Raw genomic sequence first — 19,432 nt, forward strand, 5'->3', positions numbered from 1 at the left:
TCAATGTGACCAATGGTTCCTACATTCACATGAGGTTTAGTTCTTTCAAATTTCTCTTTTGCCATATTCGTTCTCCTAATATAAAAAATTAAAGACTATATTTAAATCTTTTACTTCTAAACAATTATCTCCTGGAGCCCATGAGCGGATTCGAACCGCTGACCTTGTCCTTACCAAGGACACGCTCTTCCTCCTGAGCTACATGGGCATGGTTGCGGGGGCTGGATTTGAACCAGCGACCTTCGGGTTATGAGCCCGACGAGCTACCACTGCTCCACCCCGCAAACCATTTGGAGCGGGAGACGGGACTCGAACCCGCGACACTCAGCTTGGAAGGCTGATGCTCTACCAACTGAGCTACTCCCGCATGGTGGAGAGGGTAGGATTCGAACCTACGAAGGCGCATGGCCAACAGATTTACAGTCTGCCGCGTTTGACCGCTTCGCTACCTCTCCACATATGGAGCCGGCGGAGGGATTCGAACCCACGACCCGCTGATTACAAATCAGCTGCTCTGCCACTGAGCTACACCGGCAAATCCTATCCTTTAAATTATATTAAAGAATATCTTTTTGTCAAGAAGCATTTAATATGATAAACAAATTTATAAACTTTGTCAAGTATTTTATAAATCTAATTCAAAATTACTTTCCTTTAATAAATCTTTTGCTAGTTCTAAATCTTTCTCTTCAACATATAAATCTCTTGGACCTGTACTTCCAAAATATGGGTTATCAAACCACTTTGTTCTTTTAATAACAACTGGTATTCCTTCTTTTTCTAAAAATTCCTTTATTAATTCTGCAGAAAAAAGATCATTTACTGTGGTTAATTTAATTAAATTCATAAATAATCAAGACCCATTAAATTTTTTACTCCATTAATAGTATCTTCAGCTATTTTTTTAACTCTTTTTCCACCTTCTCTTAAAATATCCCATATTGTATCTTTATCCTTCTCTAGTAAACTTTTTCTTTCTCTATATGGTTCTAAATATTTATAAATTCTTTTTGCGATTTCTTTTTTACATTCAACACAACCTCTAAGCCCTTTTTCGCATTCCTCTCTTACTATATCTATTTTCTCTTTATAAAAATTACCATAATAAGAAAACACAGAACAAATGTCTGGATGTCCTGGATCACTTTTTCTTATTTTTTTGGGATCTGTTATCATTTGCATAACCTTTTCTATCATTATATCTTCACTATCGGATAAATTTATTTGATTATTAAGAGATTTGCTCATCTTTTTTCCATCAATTCCTAAAATTAAAGGTGTTTCAGTAAGAAGCGCTTGTGGTTCTGGAAAATATTCTCCATACAAAAAATTAAATCTTCTTGCCAATTCTCTACTAAATTCAAGATGAGGTAATTGATCTTTTCCAACAGGAACCAATTCTCCTTTAACAATTAAAATATCAGCAGCCTGTAAAACTGGATAACCAACTAATCCATATCCAACATTCTCTTTTAAATCAAGATCTCTGATCATATCTTTAACTGTTGGATTTCTTTCAAGCCAAGGCATTGGTACAATCATTGAAAAAATTAAATGAAGTATAGGAATTTCAATGACTGAAGATTGAATATAAACAGTTGCTTTATTTGGATCAAGACCCATGGAAAACCAATCTAAAGCCATTTCATATATATTTTCTTTAATTTCTTTTGATTTTTCATAACCTGTTGTTAATGCATGGTAATCAACAATAAAATAAAAACAATCATATTTATCTTGAAGTTCAATCCAATTTTTAAGAGCTCCAAAATAATTTCCGAGATGAAGTTTTCCTGTTGGTCTCATTCCAGAAGCAACTCTTTTCATTTTTACTCCTCCTTAAATTTTAGTTGAGGGAATAGTATAACCTCTCTTATTGATTCTTTATTTGTAATTATCATTGTTAATCTATCAATTCCAATTCCTAATCCCCCAGTCGGTGGCATACCATATTCTAATGCTTCAATATAGTCTGAATCAAAATAATGAGACTCTTCATCACCTTTTTCTTTCTCTCTAATTTCCTCTAAAAATCTCTCTTTTTGATCAATTGGATCATTTAACTCAGAAAAAGCATTTGCAATCTCCATTCCTCTAACAAAAACTTCAAATCTCTCTACCCAACCATTATCATCTCTTTTCTTTTTTGCAAGTGGTGACATTTCAATTGGAAAGTCATAAATTATTGTTGGATTTATTAAATCTTTTTCGACTTTTTCTTTAAAAATTTCATCAACTATATTTTTAAAATTTGGTTTTTTTGTTAGTTCTATTCCTTCTTTTTTTAAATAATCAATTCCAAAATTTATATCTTTAAATTTTTCAATATTTATTTTTGTCTTCTCTTCAAATATTTCTTTATAGGATATTCTTTTCCATGGCGGTTCGAAATTTATTTCATAACCATTATAATTTAGTTCATATTTACCATTAACATATAAAACAACTTCGCTTATAAGATTTTCAGTTAAAACCATTATATCTTTGTAATCTGAATATGCTTCATACAATTCAAGCATGGTAAATTCAGGGTTATGAATAGTTGAAATACCTTCGTTTCTAAAATTTCTATTAATTTCATAAACTTTTTCAAAACCTCCAACGATTAATCTTTTTAAATAAAGTTCTGGTGCTATTCTTAAATAGAAATTTTCCTGAAGTGCATTATGAAAAGTTATAAAAGGTTTTGCAGTTGCACCACCAGGTATAGGTTGAAGCATTGGTGTTTCAACTTCAATAAAACCTAATTCATTTAAAAAATCTCTTATTTTTTTTATAATGCTACTTCTTTTGACAAAAATTTCAATATTTTGTGGATTAGCAATTAAATCAAGATACCTTTTTCTATATCTAACCTCTATGTCTTTAATTCCGTGATATTTTTCAGGAAGAGGTAGCAACGATTTTGTTAGAAGTTTTAATTCAGTTGCATTAATTGTTATTTCTCCTGTATGAGTTTTAAAAACAGTACCAGAAACTCCTATAAAGTCGCCTGGGTCAATATATTTTTTGAAAAAAGTATAAGATTCTTCACCTAAATTGTTAATGTTTAAATATATTTGAATTGAACCAGTAAAATCTCTTATAGTTATAAAACTTGCTTTTCCATGTAATCTCTCTGTTATTACTCTTCCAGAAACTTTAACATTTTTATTTTGAAGCTCATCAAAATTATTTTTAATATCTTCTGCTGTGTGTGTCCTTTCAAATTTATATTCAAAAGGATTAATTCCCTTTTCTTTTAATTCCTTTAATTTTTGTAATCTTATATCTCTTTCTTCCATTTTACTTTTCTATTGAGATAATTTTTATCAAAACTTCACCTTTTGGAATTTTCACCTTAACAACATCTCCTTTTCTTTTTCCTATAATTGCTTCCCCAATAGGTGAATCAATTGAAATTTTATTTTCATCAGGTTCTCCTTCTACAGAACTAACAAGCATAAATTCCATCGTTTCTTCACTTTTATCTTTTAGATTTTTTACAAGAATTTTTACTTTACTACCTATACCAACAGCAACTTTTGAAATTTTATCTGTATCAATTATAATGGCTTTTGATAAGAGTTCTTCTAACTCAGAAATTCTTCCTTCAATTAGGGCTTGCTCTCTTTTTGTTTCTTCATATTCAGCATTTTCAGTTAATTCGCCAAATGCTTGAACAGCATTTTCAAGTTTTTCTGCGATCTGAGGTCTTTTAACATTTCTTAAATATTCAAGTTCATCCTCAAGTCTTTTTAAACCTTCTTTTGTCACATATACTTTATCTCCTTTTGGAGTTATTATCTCTTCTTTTTTCTCTTTTGAAGTCATCATATCCTCCTTAAAATCATAATTCTATTATATTAGGTTTAATATTTAATTTATCAAATAATTCATAGTATTCAGATTCAGTTATTTCATCTGGTTTTTTTCCAGTATAAGCACATATAAGTGCTTCCATAACATTTGTGCCAAATGTTCTTCCATCAAATTCTGGTGTTGTTGTAATTAAATATTTTACACCCCTTCTTTTTAATAATTCTCTATCTTCAATTGTTGTAGTATTAGTAAAAATTATTTTATCTTTTAAATCGTCTGGCATATGTTTTTTAATGTATAAAAAATCACCTGCTATTAAATCTGCCCATTTATAATATTTTTCATACTTAGGTGAAATTTCTTCTTGAGATTTACCAGTTGGATATAGCCATTCATATGGTAAGTTTCTTGCAATAGGAACAAGAATACTAGCAAGAAAAATAAATAAACTGTGATTGAATATCGGAAATGGTAGATTCAAAGAAAACATGAGATCTCCATACAATATTTTACAACCTACTTCAAGAAAACCCTCAACTTGTCCATATCTACTTACGCCTGAAATAACCATCACCTTTGTATTTTTATTTATTATTCCTGCATCTCTCATAAACAACACAGCTTTTTTCTCAAGTGTATCCTTTAAAAATTGACCATCACAAACAGGTGTTATTTTAACTTCTTTAATCAATTTTTCAATGGATTTTAAAGTTGTTCTTTTTTTTCCAACACTTATATATAAATCTGCTCCTCCTAGACCAAATGCATCTACTTTTCCATCTAACTCTTTAAATAAATTGATCATTTTCTCTTTACTTCCATCTGTTCCGATTCTTTCAAGAATAAATTTTTCACCAAGTATTTCAACTTCTACTCTTTTGTCTCTTTTTGATGAACCTAAACTGATACTTACAACTCTTTTCATGAATCACCTCTTTATAATTTTCTAAAATTATAAAGTAATACTTTTAACTCATTTATTGATTTTACTCCATTTAATAATTTATTCAATCTTGAAATCCCTGGATAACCTTTAAGGTATTTTGGAATATGAATTTTCATTTGCTTTATTGCATAATTTTCTGTATATAAATTTTTTAATATTTCAATATGTTCAATAATTATTTTTATTTTTTCCTCTAAAGAAACTTTTCTAGGTAATTTTCCATAAAATAAATAATTTTTAAAATCTAAAAATATCCATGGATTACCGATAGCTCCTCTTCCGATCATTACTCCATCACAGTTTGTTTTTACAAAGACATTTTCTAAATCTTTTATATTAAGTATATCTCCGCTATGAATAATTGGAATTTTTAAATTCATTTTTAATTCTTTAGTTATATTTATATCAGCATTACCGGTGTATTTCATTTCCACGGTTCTCGGATGAATTGTCAAAAAGAAAACACCTAAACTTTCACATATTTTACCAATTTCTAAATAATTCATATTTTTTTTATTGAATCCACTTCTTATTTTAATTGAAACAGGAACTTTTGAATTATATATTACACTTTTTATTAAATCTTTTAATTTATTTAAATCTTGTAAAAGGAAACCCCCATTTCCACTAATTAAAATAGAATTTGATGGGCAACCAAAATTAAGATCAATAATATCAGGAAATGTTCCTAAAATTTTAACTGCTTTTTCTAATATGAATGGGTCATTACCAAAAATTTGAACTGCAATTGGTCTTTCTTCATCTAAAATTTTAAATGGAATGCCACTTTTATTAACAATTTCATAAGCAGATATCATTCCAGTAAATGTTATATCAGCACCAAATCTTTTTGATAAAACTCTCATCCCAGTATCTGAAAAGTTTGAAAGTGGTGCTAAAATTATTAATTTTCTATTAAACTCTATTTTCATTTATTTAAATCATAGATTAATTTCAGGCCCTTTAATATTAAATCTCTCTCATAAATATATTCAACTTTTATTAAAGGTAATATAAAGTGAGACGCACCTCCTGTTATTATTAATTTCATTTTTTCATTTAAATATGCTTCAACTTCTGAAATTAATCTTTCAACTATACCACTCCAACCATAGAGCATACCTGATTTAATGGCATTTACAGTGTTTTTTCCTATAGGTGAAGGAGGTATACTTAATTCAACTTTAGGAAGTTTTGCTGTTCTTGAAATTAAAGATTCTAAAGATATCAAAATTCCTGGAGCAATAGCACCTCCTATAAATGTGCCATCTTTTCTAATTACATCGAAAGTTGTAGCAGTTCCGAAATCAACAACAATTGTTCCACTTTTTGTTATAAAATATCCCATTGAACTACCAACAACTCTATCCATTCCAATTTCGTTTAAATTTTCTATTTCAAATTTAATTGGGAATTTCATAGTAAGATTTGTGAAAATTGGTTTTCTATTAAAAAGTTTATCACAAGTTTTTTCAATAATTGGATCAAGAGGCGGGACTACCGATGATATAATAATACCCTCAATATCTTTTATAGAGATATTATCAAGTAAAAAAAGGGAGGCTATCTCAACTGCATATTCATCTGAGGTTCTTAAAATTCTTGAAGATAACCTATAAGTTTTTAATAATTGTTCCTCTTTAAATAAACCTAAAACAATGTTTGTGTTACCAATGTCAATTGTTAAAAGCATTTTCTAATCTCCTTAAATAATTTTCTATTAAAATAAATGCATCACCTCTTGATAATTTATTATTAAATGGTAATCCACTTGGATAAAATTTATGTGAAACTGCACTTATTAATACTTCTCTTTTTTCTTTATCATCTAAAGGTAAATTTATATGTTGAATTTCTCCTTTATAAATTGATGCTTTTATTAATAGATAAAGTGCATCATATATATTTATATATGAAAACGGTTCTATTTCATTTTCATTTAAATCAGAAATTTTTAAATACTCAATCAAAAAAGGATGAAACCATTCATTTTGAAAATCATAAAATTTAATTTTATTATCTTTTTTCATGAACATTCTATATAATCCCATTATAAATAATTTTGCATTTTCATAAATATTTTTATTTGAAACCCTTTTTTCAAATTTTATATTACATCTAACAATTAAAGTAATAAATTCACTTTGTGATATTGCCCAATTAACTTTAAAAGTTCCGTCAGGAAAACCTTTTAATATGCCTTTGTCTAAAAGATAATTAATTGTATCAATATATTTTGAATCTATCTTTTCATTAAATTTTATTCCATATAGAAAAATTGAAAATAATATTAATAAAAATATTAATTTCTTCATCTTTTAAATTTTAACACATTTATTATTAAATTATTTTTATTTAAATTATGATAAAATTATAATAATTTCAAGGAGGTTATCATGAACAATAGAATATTAATATCATTCTTAATAGTTAGCTTATTTATAATTTTTATTTTAAATGATTATTTGATAAGTAAAAGTGATATTATAACATTGAAAAGTGAGGAGATTTTAAATTATAAAGGAGAAAAATTATCACCTATAAACACATTCAGAGAAAATTCTATTAAGGGACCTCAATATATTGATATCAAAAGTTATAAATTAACTATTACTGGATTAGTTTTTAATGAAAAAAGTTATAGATATGAAGAAATTTTAAGTAAATTTCAAAAATATGAAAAAGTCACATCTATTTATTGTGTTGAAGGATGGTACGCAAAAGTCTTATGGGAAGGGTTTTTAGTAAGAGATTTATTAAATGAATCAAAAATAAAAGATAACGCAAAAGTTTTAATCTTTTATGCATATGATGGATATACAACTTCTCTTCCTTTAAATTATTTTTATGAAAAAGATATATTAATAGCATATAAAATAAATGGTATCATTCTCCCTCCTGAAAGGGGATTTCCATTTCAGTTAGTAGCAGAAGATAAATGGGGGTATAAATGGATTAAGTGGATAACAAAAATAGAAGTAAGTGATAATGAAGAATATAAAGGATATTGGGAAGAAAGAGGTTTTTCTAATAGTGGTGACTTAGATAAATCTTTTATTGAAAATCCAAAATAGTTAGAATTTTATAAAAATAAGATATGCACCTATTATCATTATTAATACCCCTATAAACCTATATTTTATATTTTCTTTAAATAGATATTTTGAAAGAATAAGAGTTATAATAGAACCTAACATAGTAGAAGGCTCAGCAATGCTTATATCTATTTTTTTAAATGCAATTAAAAGAAATAGATAAGAATATGCATTTGTTATACCAGCAAACATAGATAAAAACAATTTATTCTTTAAAAGAAATTTTACATCATTTATGTTTTTAGAAAAAAGTAATATAAATAGAAGAATTATTGTAATAAAAAGATATAAAAAGAATGAATAAAAAATTGGTGAAACTCCTATTTTTGAAGAGTAACCATCAACTGTTCTGCCTATAGCAATTAACAAAGAAGATAAAATCATATATTTTGCGCCTTTATTTTTATATAGTGCATTAAATGATTGAAAAATATTTTCTTTTCTAATTAAAAATGATGAACCATAAACAAGCAAGGAAAGACCTAAAATTTTTAATATTGTAATTTTTTCATTTAAAAAAATTGATGTCAATATAACAAGAAAGAAAACATTAAAATTATATAGTGGTGCAACAAGCGATACATCCTCAATTGAAATAGATTTTACATAAAGAATAAATGAATTTGTGTATATTATACTTGAAAATAATACATTTTTTAAAAAGAGGTAATTTTGTGGCTTTTCACTTATAAAAAGAAATGGAAAGAGAAAAGGAATTGAAAAAAAGAAGAAGATAAATGTTACAGCTAGATTGTTTTTTTTATCAGTTAGCTCTTTTATTACTACTCTTTCAAATCCAATTAAAATAATTCTTCCTAATAGAGAAAAATAAGATACCATATATTAATTTTATACAAAATTTTATATGTCTATTTTTAATTCGCCATTATCAAAAAGGTAATTATAGTGTCTAATTTCTCTATCACTTAATTTAAAAGTTGTTAATTTATTTTTTAAACTATATTCAATATTTTTACCAATTAAAATTGCATCATATGGCGGTAAAATATTTCTATTATCATTTATAATAAATAAATCATATTTTTCTATTTTAGAATCCGTTTTAAAACCAGTTATAATATCTACTCTATTATCAAGTAATGATTCATAAATTTCATTAACATTAATAGGAATTATATTTTTAAATTGTAAACTGTAATATTTTTTTAATATAGGAATGCCATCTTTTCTTTCAATAAATGGTGGGGGGCATCCTAAAACGAAATTGCAAGAGATTTTTGATAATTCTTCTAAATTATTACATAAATATTCTTTTGAAACAAATACAAAATCATTACTAAAACCTAAAAAATTTATAATTTCTATACCAAATTCATTTAAAGCCTCTGATACTCTTTCTATCATAAATTTTTTATCCCAGGGGATTTTTTCTTCAAAATTAAAAACAGCGTTATAAAGAGTTCCTAAATAATCAACAGCCAAATCAATTTTACCTTCTTTTAAATTTATGAAATTTCCTTGAGGTATTGGATCTGAAATTAGAACTATAACATCATCATCAATATATTTTTTTAATAAACTAGCAATAATTTTTTGTTCATTAAATGGTTTTATTCCAAATTTAATCATTTAAATCTCCTTAACCATGTAATATGCATCTTCTTTATTATCAGGGTAATACTCTTTTTTAATTTTTTCTATTTTAAAACCAAGTTTCTCATATAATTTTTGAGCAATTACATTTGATATTCTGACTTCAAGAACTACCTTTTTAACATTTTCACTTTTTCCCATTTCTATAATAAAATTCATTAACTTTTCAGCAATACCTTTTCTTCTATACTGAGGATCAACTGCTACTGTTGTTATATGTATTAAATCACCTAAAAACCAACTACCTATGTAACCTACTATTTTCTTATCAATCTCAGCAACAAAATATCTTCCAAATCTGTTATAATTTATTTCTCTAAAAAATTCATTAACTCCCCATGGTTGAGAATAAGATTTTCTGTCTATTTCAACAACAAATAAAATATCTCTATTAAGCATAGGCCTTATATTAATAAGATCATCCATTAAATTATTTTAAACTTTTCTCTCTTTTTTCATTAATTGTCTCAATCTTCTTATTGCTTTAGATTCTATCTGCCTTATTCTTTCTCTTGTTACATTAAATTTTGCACCGACTTCCTCTAATGTATGTGGAACTTCTCCCCCCAAACCAAAACGAAGTTTTACAATTTCTCTTTCTCTTTCAGGTAAAAATTTTAAAAGTTCAAGAAGTTCTTCGTTTGAACAATTTTTAATTGTTTCCTCTTCAGGTGAAAGTATCGATTTATCCTCTACAAAATCAGCAAGTGTTGTATCCTCATCATCTCCTACTGGAGTTTCAAGAGATATAGGTACCTGAGCAACTCTTTTGAAATCTTGAACTTTTTTAACTGAAATTCCCATCTCCTTTGCTATCTCTTCGTCAGTTGGTTCTCTTCCTAATTTCTGCATTAGTTGCCTTGTTATTTTTTTTAGTCTATTTATATTTTCAACCATATGAACAGGAACTCTTATTGTTCTTGACTGATCAGCAAGTGCTCTTGTAATTGCTTGTCTTATCCACCATGTAGCGTATGTTGAGAATCTCCAACCCTTTTTATAATCAAATTTTTCTGCTGCTTTAATTAAACCTAAGTTTCCTTCTTGAATTAAATCTAAGAAAAGTAATCCCTGTCCTATATATTTTTTTGCAATGCTAACAACAAGTCTTAAATTGCTTTCAATTAATTTTTTTCTAGCTTCCGCTCTTTCCTCAGGAGTGCCTTCTTTCATTTTTTTTGCAAGTTCATACTCTTCTTCTTTTGTAAGCAAAGGAATTTTACTTATTTCAACAAGATATGAATTAACTGGATCAAGAGGTTCTCCTAACTCTTCTTTAGTTAGATCGATCCCTTCTTTTAATCTTTCTAATTCTTCTCTTCTTTTCTCTTCCTCTAGTTCAATCTCTTTTTCGTCTCCAAAAATAATTCCATTATCAATAAGCGATTCATACATCTCATCTATTTCTTCTGGTGATAGATCTTCAATTGAAGATAATGTCTCAAAAATTTCATTATAAGAAAGATTTCCTCTTTCTTTTGCTTTCTCTATCAATCTTGATATTTCATCATGTTTAAATTTACTACTCAAAATTCACACCTCCTTATATCTTAAACTTTTAATCTCCTTTTCAATCTCAATAAGTTTTAATTTATAATAATCAATAAGTTCATCTTTCTTTTCTTTCTCTGCTCTCTCTAAATTAATTAATAACTCTTTTTTGAGATTCTGTAAATAGATGAACTTCAATCTTTTTATTATATCAAAAAAGTTTTGTTTTGGACCAATTTCAAATTCTGAAAAAAGTAATTCTCTGTATAAACTATCTTCCATTAAAATAAATTCATTTGAATTTTTTAATTTTAAAAAGAGTTCTTTATATTTTTTAGTTGTTAAATAATTTTCATCTATTTCATCTTTTATTAGATCAAAAAATTCTTTGTTTTTTATTATATATAACAAAAATTCCTTTTCTAGAATATTTTCTTGTTCTTTTATAACTTCAGATTTTTTTGTTTTTTTCTCTTTAAGTTCTTCAAGCAACACTATTTCTGGAAAACCAGTCCTTTCTGAAATTTTTTTCAATATTTCAAATCTTCTTGTTGGATCTTTTATTCTTTTTGCAATTTCTAATAAATCTTTTACAAGAGGAACAAGAGTTTCATCACCTCTATGTTTTTTTTCTGTATCATTCCATAAAAAATTAATTACATCTAGTGATTTTTTAATTAAAATTATAAAATCATCTTTTCCATATTTTAAAACATATTCATCTGGATCAATATTTTCTGGAATTTCAATTATTTTTACTTCAAAATTAAACTTTTCACCAATTTCTAGAGCTCTTTTAGTTCCCTCTAAACCTCCTAGATCAGGATCATATGAGATATATAATCTATCTGCAAATCTTTTTAAAATTCTACCTTGCTCCTCTGTAAAAGAAGTTCCCATTGATGACACAGCATTTTTAATTCCTTTAATATGTAAAATAATAACATCAATATAACCTTCTACTAAGATCGCTTCTTTTGTTTTCAAAATCTCTTCTTTATTTTCATATAACCCATACAAATTTTCTCCTTTTTTAAAAATTGGCTCTAAAGAATTAATATATTTAGGTTCTTCGCCTTCAAGAGCTCTGCCTGAAAATCCCACTATTTTTCCTGAAACACTCCTTATTGGAAATATTAATCTTTTTGAAAAATTTTTATATGGATGAATACCTGTTTCTTTTATTTTTTCTTGTGGTATTTCTTCTTTTTTCAAAAATTCATTTAAATCTTGTGGAGCATAACCTAAAGTAAATTTTTCTATAGCATTAATATCTAAACCTCTATTGAATAAATAATTTAAGAGTTTTTCATTATTTAATAAATTACTTTTAAAATAACTTGCTAACTTTTCATGAAATGTATATACCCATTCGTTTTTTTTTGAATAGTCGAAAGAGGGAATTTCAATTTGAGCCCAATTTGCAACAATTTCTACTGCTCTTTCAAAATTAACATTTTCCAATTTCATAACAAAATGATAAATTGTGCCACCTACTCCACAACCAAAACAGTGAAATAACCCTTTCTCTTTTGAAATATTTAAAGATGGGTTTTTATCAGGATGAAAAGGACATAATGCAACATAATTTTTTCCTCTTTTTTTTATTGTTAAATATTGAGATAAAAAATCAACTATATCTACTTTTTCTCTTAAATCTTCAGCAAACTCAAATATATTCTTCATGTTCTCCAAGGTTTAGGAAAGAAATTTTCGTTATAAGTTAAAATTAAATATTCATCACTCATTCCAGATATGTAATCACATACATATCTTGCTCTAATTTCTATATTATCTAAAGCATCTTCCCAAGATTTAAAACATATTGGTTTTTCATATTTTTTGACAAAATTTAAAATTTTATTAGGATTTTCCATATAAAAATCAAAAAGATCACTTATTACTTTTTCTATTCTTATAATCTCATCACCTCTAACTTTTTTATTATAGTAAAGTCTTTCTTTTAGAAAATTTAGGAATAGATCAATAATTTCTATAACCTCATCACTAAATTTAAGTTGATGATTTTTAAGAAAATTAAATATTAAATCTTTTACCATCTTATCAATTCTTTTACCACTATCTTTTCCAAGAAACCTTTTAATCTCTTTTGGAATATCTTTTTCTTTAATTACTCCACCTCTAATTGCATCATCAAGATCGTGATTTAAATATGCTATTCTATCTGCGTAAGCAACAACTTCTCCTTCAAGTGTGCTTATGTTTTGAATTCCACTCTCTTTAATAATTTTTAAACCTTTTGAATGCATAAGAATTCCGTCTCTAGTTTCCCAAGTTAAATTTAGACCGGTTTTCTTTTTATTTCCATAACCTTCTTCAAGAAAATCAACAACTCTTAAAGATTGTTCATTATGTTTAAAACCACCTGTTTTTACAAATTCTTTATATTTTTTATCAAGAATCTCTTCACCAATATGACCAAATGGAGAATGACCCAGATCATGTCCTAAAGAGATTGCTTCTATTAAATCTTCGTTTAATCTTAATGCTCTACCAATAACTCTGGCTATTTGTGAAACTTCAAGAACATGTGTTAATCTGGTTCTATAGTGATCTCCTAACGGAAAGAAGAAAACTTGAGTTTTATCTTTTAATCTTCGAAATGATTTTGAATGAATTATTCTATCTCTATCTCTTTGAAACTCAGTTCTTATTTCACATTTTTCTTCTTTAAAAATTCTACCTTTACTATTTTTTGATAAAGTTGCAAAAGGGCTTAAATTTTTTTCTTCTAATTTTTCAGCGAGTATCCTGATATGTTGTTGTTTTGGCAAGTTTCTCCTCAATAACAGCCTGAGCAGCAGCAAGTCTTGCAATTGGTATTCTGAAAGGAGAGCAAGATACATAATCTAAACCTGCTCTATGGAAAAATTTTACACTTGTTGGTTCTCCTCCATGTTCACCACAAATTCCAACTTCAAGTTTTGGATTGGCTTCTTTTCCCAGTTTAGTTCCAATTTCAACAAGTTGACCGACTCCTTCAATATCTAAAACCATAAATGGATTTTCAGGTAGAATTTTTTTGTCAATATAAAATGGAAGGAAAGATGCCTCAACATCATCTCTTGAAAAAGCAAAAACTGTTTGAGTTAGATCATTGGTTCCAAATGAGAAGAAATCTGCATATTTTGCTATTTTATCTGCACATACTGCTGCTCTTGGAACTTCAATCATTGTCCCTATTAAATAGTGAATCTCAACTCCCTCTCTTTCTATTACTTTTTTAGCGACATTTTCAGTTAATTCTCTTAAAATTTTCAATTCATTTTCATGAGAGACAAGTGGGTGCATTATCTCAACAATTGGATTAAGACCTTTTTTCTTTAAATTTATTCCAGCCATTATAATTGCCTCTATCATTGATTCATAAATTTCAGGATAAACTATTCCAACTCTACAACCTCTCCAACCAATCATTGGATTGTGTTCATAAAGCTCTTTTACTCTCTTCAATATGTTCTCTCTTTTTTTAACTTCTTCAATCTCACCTTTTTCTTTAAATTCTCTAATTTCTTCTTCTAATCTTTCTCTTTGGGGTAAAAATTCATGAAGAGGAGGATCAAGGAGTCTTATAGTGACAGGTAAATTATTCATTACCTCTAACATCTCTTCAAAATCTTTTTGAATCATAGGTATTATTTTTCTTAAATGTTTTTCTCTTTCTTCTTTTGTTCTAGCCATAATCATATCTTGAACAATTGGCAATCTTTCTGGATCAAGAAACATTCTTTCTATTCTTAATAATCCAATTCCCTCAGCACCAAATTTTTTAGCTTTTATTGCATCCTGTGGTGTATTTGCATTTGCTCTAACACCAAGTTTTCTAATTTCATCAGCAAATTTAAGTAATTTCTCTAAATTTCCACCAATTTCTGGTTCAATCAAAGGTGCCTTTCCTAAAATTACTCTTCCTGTTCCACCATCAATGGTAATATAATCTTCTTTTGAAACTTTTGTACCATCTTGAGTAATAAAATAACCTTCTTCCATATTTATTTTTATCTCTTCACATCCAACAACACATGGCTTTCCCATACCCCTTGCTACAACTGCAGCATGAGATGTCATTCCACCTCTTGCTGTAAGTATTCCTTTTGCAGCAACCATTCCATGAATATCTTCTGGAGTAGTTTCTGGTCTTACGAGAATAATTTCTTCTCCATTGTTTCCCCTTAATGCTGCTTCATCTGTATCAAATATGACTTTTCCAAAAGCAGCACCAGGAGATGCTGGTAAACCTTTTGCTATTGGCTTAACAATTTCTTTTGGATCAATCATTGGATGTAAAAGAAGTTCAACTTGATGAGGATCTACTCTCATTACTGCTTCTTCTTTTGTTATAAGACCTTCTTCAAACATATCAACTGCAATTTTTACAGCAGCAATTGGTGTTCTTTGACCTGTTCTTGTTTGAAGCATATATAATTTTCCCTTTTCTATTGTAAATTCGAAATCTTGAATATCTCTATAATGTTTCTCGAGAATATCTTTCACTCTCAACAACTCTTCATAAGCAGAAGGTATATCTTTTTTAAGTTCATCAATTGGTTTTGGTGTTCTTATTCCAGCAACAACATCTTCGCCTTGTGCATTTAAAAGATATTCTCCATATAATTTATTTTCTCCTGTTGATGGATCTCTTGTAAAACCAACACCAGTTCCTGAATCAAAACCTGCATTTCCAAAAACCATCATTTGTATATTTACAGCTGTTCCAAGTGTTTCAGGTATTTTATAAATTCTTCTATATTCTATTGCTCTTTTGTTGTTCCAAGATTTAAAAACAGCTTCTACTGCCATCATAAGTTGTTGATATGGATCTTGAGGAAATTCTTCTTGAGTTTCTTTTTTATATAATTCTTTATATTTTTCAACTATTTCAATTAAACCCTCTGAAGGAATTTCAGAATCATATTTAACATTATATTTTTTCTTAACATCTTCAAGAATCTCCTCAAATTTTTCATGCTTTATACCCATAACAACATTACCAAACATAGAAATGAATCTTCTATAAGAATCATAAGCAAATCTTTTATCTTTTGTTAAATCTTCAAGTCCTTTAACTGTTTCATCATTTAAACCAAGGTTTAAAATTGTATCCATCATACCTGGCATTGAAACTGGCGCACCAGAACGAACCGAAACAAGAAGAGGATTTTCTTTTGAACCAAATTTTTTATTTACTTTTTTCTCTAATTTATTTAAATACTCCAATATTTCTTCTTTTAATCCTTCCGGAAATTTCCCTCCAACACTATAATATTCATTGCATACCTCAGTTGTGATAGTAAAACCACTAGGAACAGGAAGTCCTATTCTTGTCATCTCTGCAAGACCTGCTCCCTTTCCTCCTAAAAGATTTCTCATCTCTTTTGAACCTTCTTCAAACTCATAAATTCTCTTACCCATATTAAACTCCTTTCTATTGTTTTAAAATCTCTTCATAAAAACCAAATCTTCTAAATAAATTTAATAAATTTTTAAGCAAATTTAATCTATTAAATCTAATTTTTTCATCTTCAACCATTACAAGTATATTGTCAAAAAATCTATTTATTGTATCAACTGATTCAATAAATTTATTATAAATTTTTTCAAATTCAAATATATTTTTCTTTTCTATTTCTTTTTTTAAAGACATATACAATTCATATAAATTTTTCTCTTCTTCCTTCTCTAATAGATTTTCCTTAATCTCTCCATAGTTATCATAATTTTTTGTTATATTATATATTCTTTTATAAGCGAGAATAAAATTATTAAATTTATCATCATAATAAACATTTTTTATAAATTTACCATTTATATATGTTCTATATGGTATAAATGGCTCAAGATTAATAACGCAGTTAATTATGTCATAACTTAAACTTTCTTCTTCAAGAATTCCTCTAAATCTATTTTTAATAAATTTCAATATATTATCATAATTAAAATCTTTTTTAAGAGAATCATCATAAGTTTTCAAAGAATAGTCAATTAAATTGTTAATGGAAATTGAATTTTCAAAAGAGATAAGAAGTTTTAGAAGAGTGAGTGAAACTCTTCTTAATCCCATAGGATCCTCACTAGATGTGGGCTCTAACTTAACAAGAAAACTTCCAACGAGAGTATCAATTCTATCAACTATACCAAGAATTTTTGCTAGTTTAGATTCTGGAACTTTATCGTCTTTTTTTCTTGGATAAATAAATTCTTTTATAATTTCACATATTTCTTTTTCTTCACTTGATTCAATACATAAAAAACCACCAATTATGCCATGTAATTCTGGATATTCTTGCACAGTTAGTGTTGTAAGATCAGACATTGAAAGAAGTGCAGCTCTGTCTAAAATAGCCTTTTCATCTTCTGTAAGTTTTATATCTTGATAAAGATGTTTTAAAAATTTAATCAATCTTATCGTTTTATCATAATATGTACCAAGATTTTTCTCAAAAATTATATTTTTAAGACCATCAATTCTGTTTTTGATATGGATTTCTTTATCTTTTGTAAAGAAAAAAAGAGCGTCATCTATTTTTGCTTTAACAACATTCATAAAACCTTCTTTGATTGTGTTTGAGTCTTTGAAAATGCCATTTTGGACTCCAAATGCATATATTATTTCTCCATTTTTATCTCCTGGAAAAACTCTTGCTCCTTTTATTAAAATTTCTAAAAATATCTCATAAGGTAAATCTTTACCTCTAGAAGGAAGTGTAAAGTAAAAAACCTTGGGTGATTCAACTAAATTTGTTACTTCATTTAATAGATCTTCATCTTTATTTATATTAATTCCTAACTCTCTCTCATATTTTGATAATTCTTCTAATATTATTTTTTTTCTTTCATCAAAAGATAAAACAATCCCCTCCTTTTTTATTAAATCGAAATATTGATCAATTGAATCAATTTTTACTTTTTCATTAATTGTTTTTAATAATGCTCTAGTCTCTTTTTTACTTTCAATATTTCCAATTTTTATATTAATTAATTCATCATTCAAAATAGATAAAATCCATCTTATTGGCCTTACAAAAATTAGAGAATCCCATTTCATTGGTTTTTTTATTGGGATTGAAAAAAGTATTTTCTCAAAATTTTCTTTTATTAAATCTTTTGTATTTTTACCCATAATTCTTTTTTCAATAAAAACATATTCTTCATCTCCATATTTTTCTATTTTTATATCTTCAATTTTACTTTCATTTTTTTGTAGAAAACCTTTAAGAGGAGTAAGAGGTTCACCATTTTCATTAAAAGCTATCGATTTTTTTGGACCTCTAATTTTTAAAATTCTATCTTCTTGTTTATCAGAAATTTCATTAATAAAAATCACTAATCTTCTTGGCGTATAAAAAACATCTAAACTTTTATATTTAATACTTTCTAAATCTAAAAATTCTTTAAAATTTCTCTTTAAAGAATCTCCAATTTCATTTAAAAATCTTGCAGGTATTTCTTCAACACCAATTTCAATCAAAAGCTTATTTCCCATCTTTTACCTTTAAATATAAAGCAGCACATTTATTTGCTATGTTTCTTATTCTTGTTATATATTGATTTCTTTCTGTTAAACCAATAGAACCTCTTGCATCTAGAATGTTAAATATATGTGAAAGTTTTAAACAATATTCATAAGATGGAAGAACTAAATTTTTATCAATTAATCTATATGCTTCTATTTCAAAATAGTTGAATGTTTCTACAAGCATTTCTGTATTAGCTTCTTCAAAAGAATATATACACATCTCTCTTTCTTCAATTAATCTTAAATCTTTATATTTTATAGATTCATTCCAATTTATTTCAAAGATTGATTCCTTTTTTTGTAAAAAAAGGGCAATTCTTTCAAGACCGTATGTAATTTCTGCTGAAATAGGATCTAAATCAATTCCACCTGCTTGTTGAAAATAAGTAAATTGAGTAATTTCCATTCCATCACACCAAACTTCCCAACCAACCCCCCATGCTCCAAGAGTTGGTGATTCCCAATTATCTTCTACAAATCTTATATCATGTTCTTCTTCTTTAATTCCTAAACTTTTTAGACTATTTAGATATATTTCTATTATATTTTCAGGAGGGGGTTTTAAAATAACTTGAAATTGATGATGTTTATATAATCTATTTGGATTATCACCATATCTTCCATCTTGTGGTCTTCTTGAAGGTTGTATATATGCTACTCTATATGGTTTTTTTCCTAAAACTCCAAAAAAAGTCAAAGGACTCATAGTTCCTGCACCAACTTCTATATCAAAACCTTCGCCTATAATACAATTTTCCTTACTCCAAAATATTCTTAATTCTGTTATAATATCCTGAAAAGTCATATCCATAAAATTTTACCATAAATTAGTATCAATTAAAATAAAATAAATAAAGTTTTAAAAATATAACCTATGTAAAAATTTTTTATAATTTTTTAATAAATTTATAAAATTATTTAATTTTATTTAATATATGTTAAAATATA

At 27.0% G+C, this 19,432-nt stretch carries 19 protein-coding genes and 5 tRNA genes; 1 reads left to right on the top strand and 23 read right to left on the bottom strand.

What is annotated here, in order from left to right; all coding sequences use genetic code 11:
- The 14 genes from N3D74_02820 to N3D74_02885 form a co-directional block, all read right to left on the bottom strand.
- Positions 1–65, bottom strand: a 65-nt coding sequence (locus tag N3D74_02820; protein ID MCX8095110.1) for an elongation factor Tu, incomplete at its 3' end; no start/stop codon positions are given.
- Between the two features lie 67 nt (positions 66–132).
- Positions 133–208, bottom strand: a tRNA-Thr gene (locus N3D74_02825).
- Between the two features lies 1 nt (position 209).
- A tRNA-Met gene (locus N3D74_02830) sits at positions 210–284 on the bottom strand.
- Positions 285–291: 7 nt separating this feature from the next.
- Positions 292–367, bottom strand: a tRNA-Gly gene (locus tag N3D74_02835).
- A gap of 1 nt (position 368) precedes the next feature.
- Positions 369–455: transfer RNA gene (locus N3D74_02840), tRNA-Tyr, on the bottom strand.
- 5 nt (positions 456–460) lie between these two features.
- Positions 461–535, bottom strand: a tRNA-Thr gene (locus N3D74_02845).
- Between the two features lie 90 nt (positions 536–625).
- A complete protein-coding gene (locus tag N3D74_02850) occupies positions 626–847 on the bottom strand; it encodes a DUF2007 domain-containing protein (protein MCX8095111.1) in 222 nt (73 codons plus the stop codon).
- Positions 844–1,827, bottom strand: a complete 984-nt coding sequence (gene trpS / locus N3D74_02855) for a tryptophan--tRNA ligase (protein MCX8095112.1) — start codon at positions 1,825–1,827, stop codon at positions 844–846. The genes N3D74_02850 and trpS overlap by 4 nt, the downstream gene beginning before the upstream one ends.
- A gap of 2 nt (positions 1,828–1,829) precedes the next feature.
- Positions 1,830–3,284 (bottom strand): lysine--tRNA ligase, encoded by a 1,455-nt coding sequence (lysS, locus tag N3D74_02860; GenBank protein MCX8095113.1) that lies wholly within the window; start codon positions 3,282–3,284, stop codon positions 1,830–1,832.
- A 1-nt stretch (position 3,285) separates the two neighbouring features.
- Entirely contained in the window at positions 3,286–3,813 is a 528-nt protein-coding gene (greA, locus tag N3D74_02865; protein ID MCX8095114.1) for a transcription elongation factor GreA, read from the bottom strand.
- Positions 3,814–3,829: 16 nt separating this feature from the next.
- Complete coding sequence (locus N3D74_02870; GenBank protein MCX8095115.1) at positions 3,830–4,726, bottom strand: quinate 5-dehydrogenase; 897 nt, start codon at positions 4,724–4,726, stop codon at positions 3,830–3,832.
- A gap of 11 nt (positions 4,727–4,737) precedes the next feature.
- Entirely contained in the window at positions 4,738–5,679 is a 942-nt protein-coding gene (locus N3D74_02875; GenBank protein ID MCX8095116.1) for a tRNA-dihydrouridine synthase family protein, read from the bottom strand.
- A complete protein-coding gene (locus N3D74_02880; protein MCX8095117.1) occupies positions 5,676–6,440 on the bottom strand; it encodes a type III pantothenate kinase in 765 nt (254 codons plus the stop codon). Before N3D74_02880 ends, N3D74_02875 begins: the two co-directional genes overlap by 4 nt.
- Positions 6,424–7,062: an S-layer homology domain-containing protein gene (locus N3D74_02885; GenBank protein MCX8095118.1), complete on the bottom strand. Its 639-nt coding sequence runs from the start codon at positions 7,060–7,062 to the stop codon at positions 6,424–6,426. The genes N3D74_02880 and N3D74_02885 overlap by 17 nt, the downstream gene beginning before the upstream one ends.
- 81 nt (positions 7,063–7,143) lie before the next feature.
- On the opposite strand from N3D74_02885, the gene N3D74_02890 reads away from it, so the two are divergent.
- Positions 7,144–7,821: a molybdopterin-dependent oxidoreductase gene (locus tag N3D74_02890; protein ID MCX8095119.1), complete on the top strand. Its 678-nt coding sequence runs from the start codon at positions 7,144–7,146 to the stop codon at positions 7,819–7,821.
- On the opposite strand, the gene N3D74_02895 is transcribed toward N3D74_02890, so the two are convergent.
- Genes N3D74_02895 through N3D74_02935 form a run of 9 tightly spaced genes read right to left on the bottom strand, consistent with a single transcriptional unit; the run spans position 7,822 to position 19,289 of the window.
- Positions 7,822–8,682 carry a DMT family transporter gene (locus N3D74_02895; GenBank protein ID MCX8095120.1) on the bottom strand — a complete coding sequence of 287 codons (861 nt, stop codon included), beginning with the start codon at positions 8,680–8,682 and terminating at the stop codon, positions 7,822–7,824.
- A 21-nt stretch (positions 8,683–8,703) separates the two neighbouring features.
- Entirely contained in the window at positions 8,704–9,432 is a 729-nt protein-coding gene (locus N3D74_02900) for a hypothetical protein (GenBank protein ID MCX8095121.1), read from the bottom strand.
- Entirely contained in the window at positions 9,433–9,855 is a 423-nt protein-coding gene (gene rimI / locus N3D74_02905; GenBank protein ID MCX8095122.1) for a ribosomal protein S18-alanine N-acetyltransferase, read from the bottom strand. It abuts the gene before it with no gap.
- Between the two features lie 36 nt (positions 9,856–9,891).
- Complete coding sequence (rpoD, locus tag N3D74_02910; protein MCX8095123.1) at positions 9,892–10,986, bottom strand: RNA polymerase sigma factor RpoD; 1,095 nt, start codon at positions 10,984–10,986, stop codon at positions 9,892–9,894.
- Between the two features lie 3 nt (positions 10,987–10,989).
- Positions 10,990–12,633 (bottom strand): DNA primase, encoded by a 1,644-nt coding sequence (gene dnaG, locus N3D74_02915; protein ID MCX8095124.1) that lies wholly within the window; start codon positions 12,631–12,633, stop codon positions 10,990–10,992.
- Complete coding sequence (locus N3D74_02920) at positions 12,630–13,742, bottom strand: deoxyguanosinetriphosphate triphosphohydrolase (GenBank protein MCX8095125.1); 1,113 nt, start codon at positions 13,740–13,742, stop codon at positions 12,630–12,632. Before N3D74_02920 ends, dnaG begins: the two co-directional genes overlap by 4 nt.
- Positions 13,708–16,380, bottom strand: a complete 2,673-nt coding sequence (gene ppdK, locus N3D74_02925; GenBank protein MCX8095126.1) for a pyruvate, phosphate dikinase — start codon at positions 16,378–16,380, stop codon at positions 13,708–13,710. The genes N3D74_02920 and ppdK overlap by 35 nt, the downstream gene beginning before the upstream one ends.
- A 13-nt stretch (positions 16,381–16,393) precedes the next feature.
- A complete protein-coding gene (glyS, locus tag N3D74_02930) occupies positions 16,394–18,451 on the bottom strand; it encodes a glycine--tRNA ligase subunit beta (GenBank protein MCX8095127.1) in 2,058 nt (685 codons plus the stop codon).
- Positions 18,441–19,289 (bottom strand): glycine--tRNA ligase subunit alpha, encoded by an 849-nt coding sequence (locus N3D74_02935; GenBank protein ID MCX8095128.1) that lies wholly within the window; start codon positions 19,287–19,289, stop codon positions 18,441–18,443. Before N3D74_02935 ends, glyS begins: the two co-directional genes overlap by 11 nt.
- Positions 19,290–19,432: the final 143 nt, after the last annotated feature.

This window comes from Caldisericia bacterium (assembly GCA_026414995.1).
GTDB lineage: Bacteria > Caldisericota > Caldisericia > B22-G15 > B22-G15 > JAAYUH01.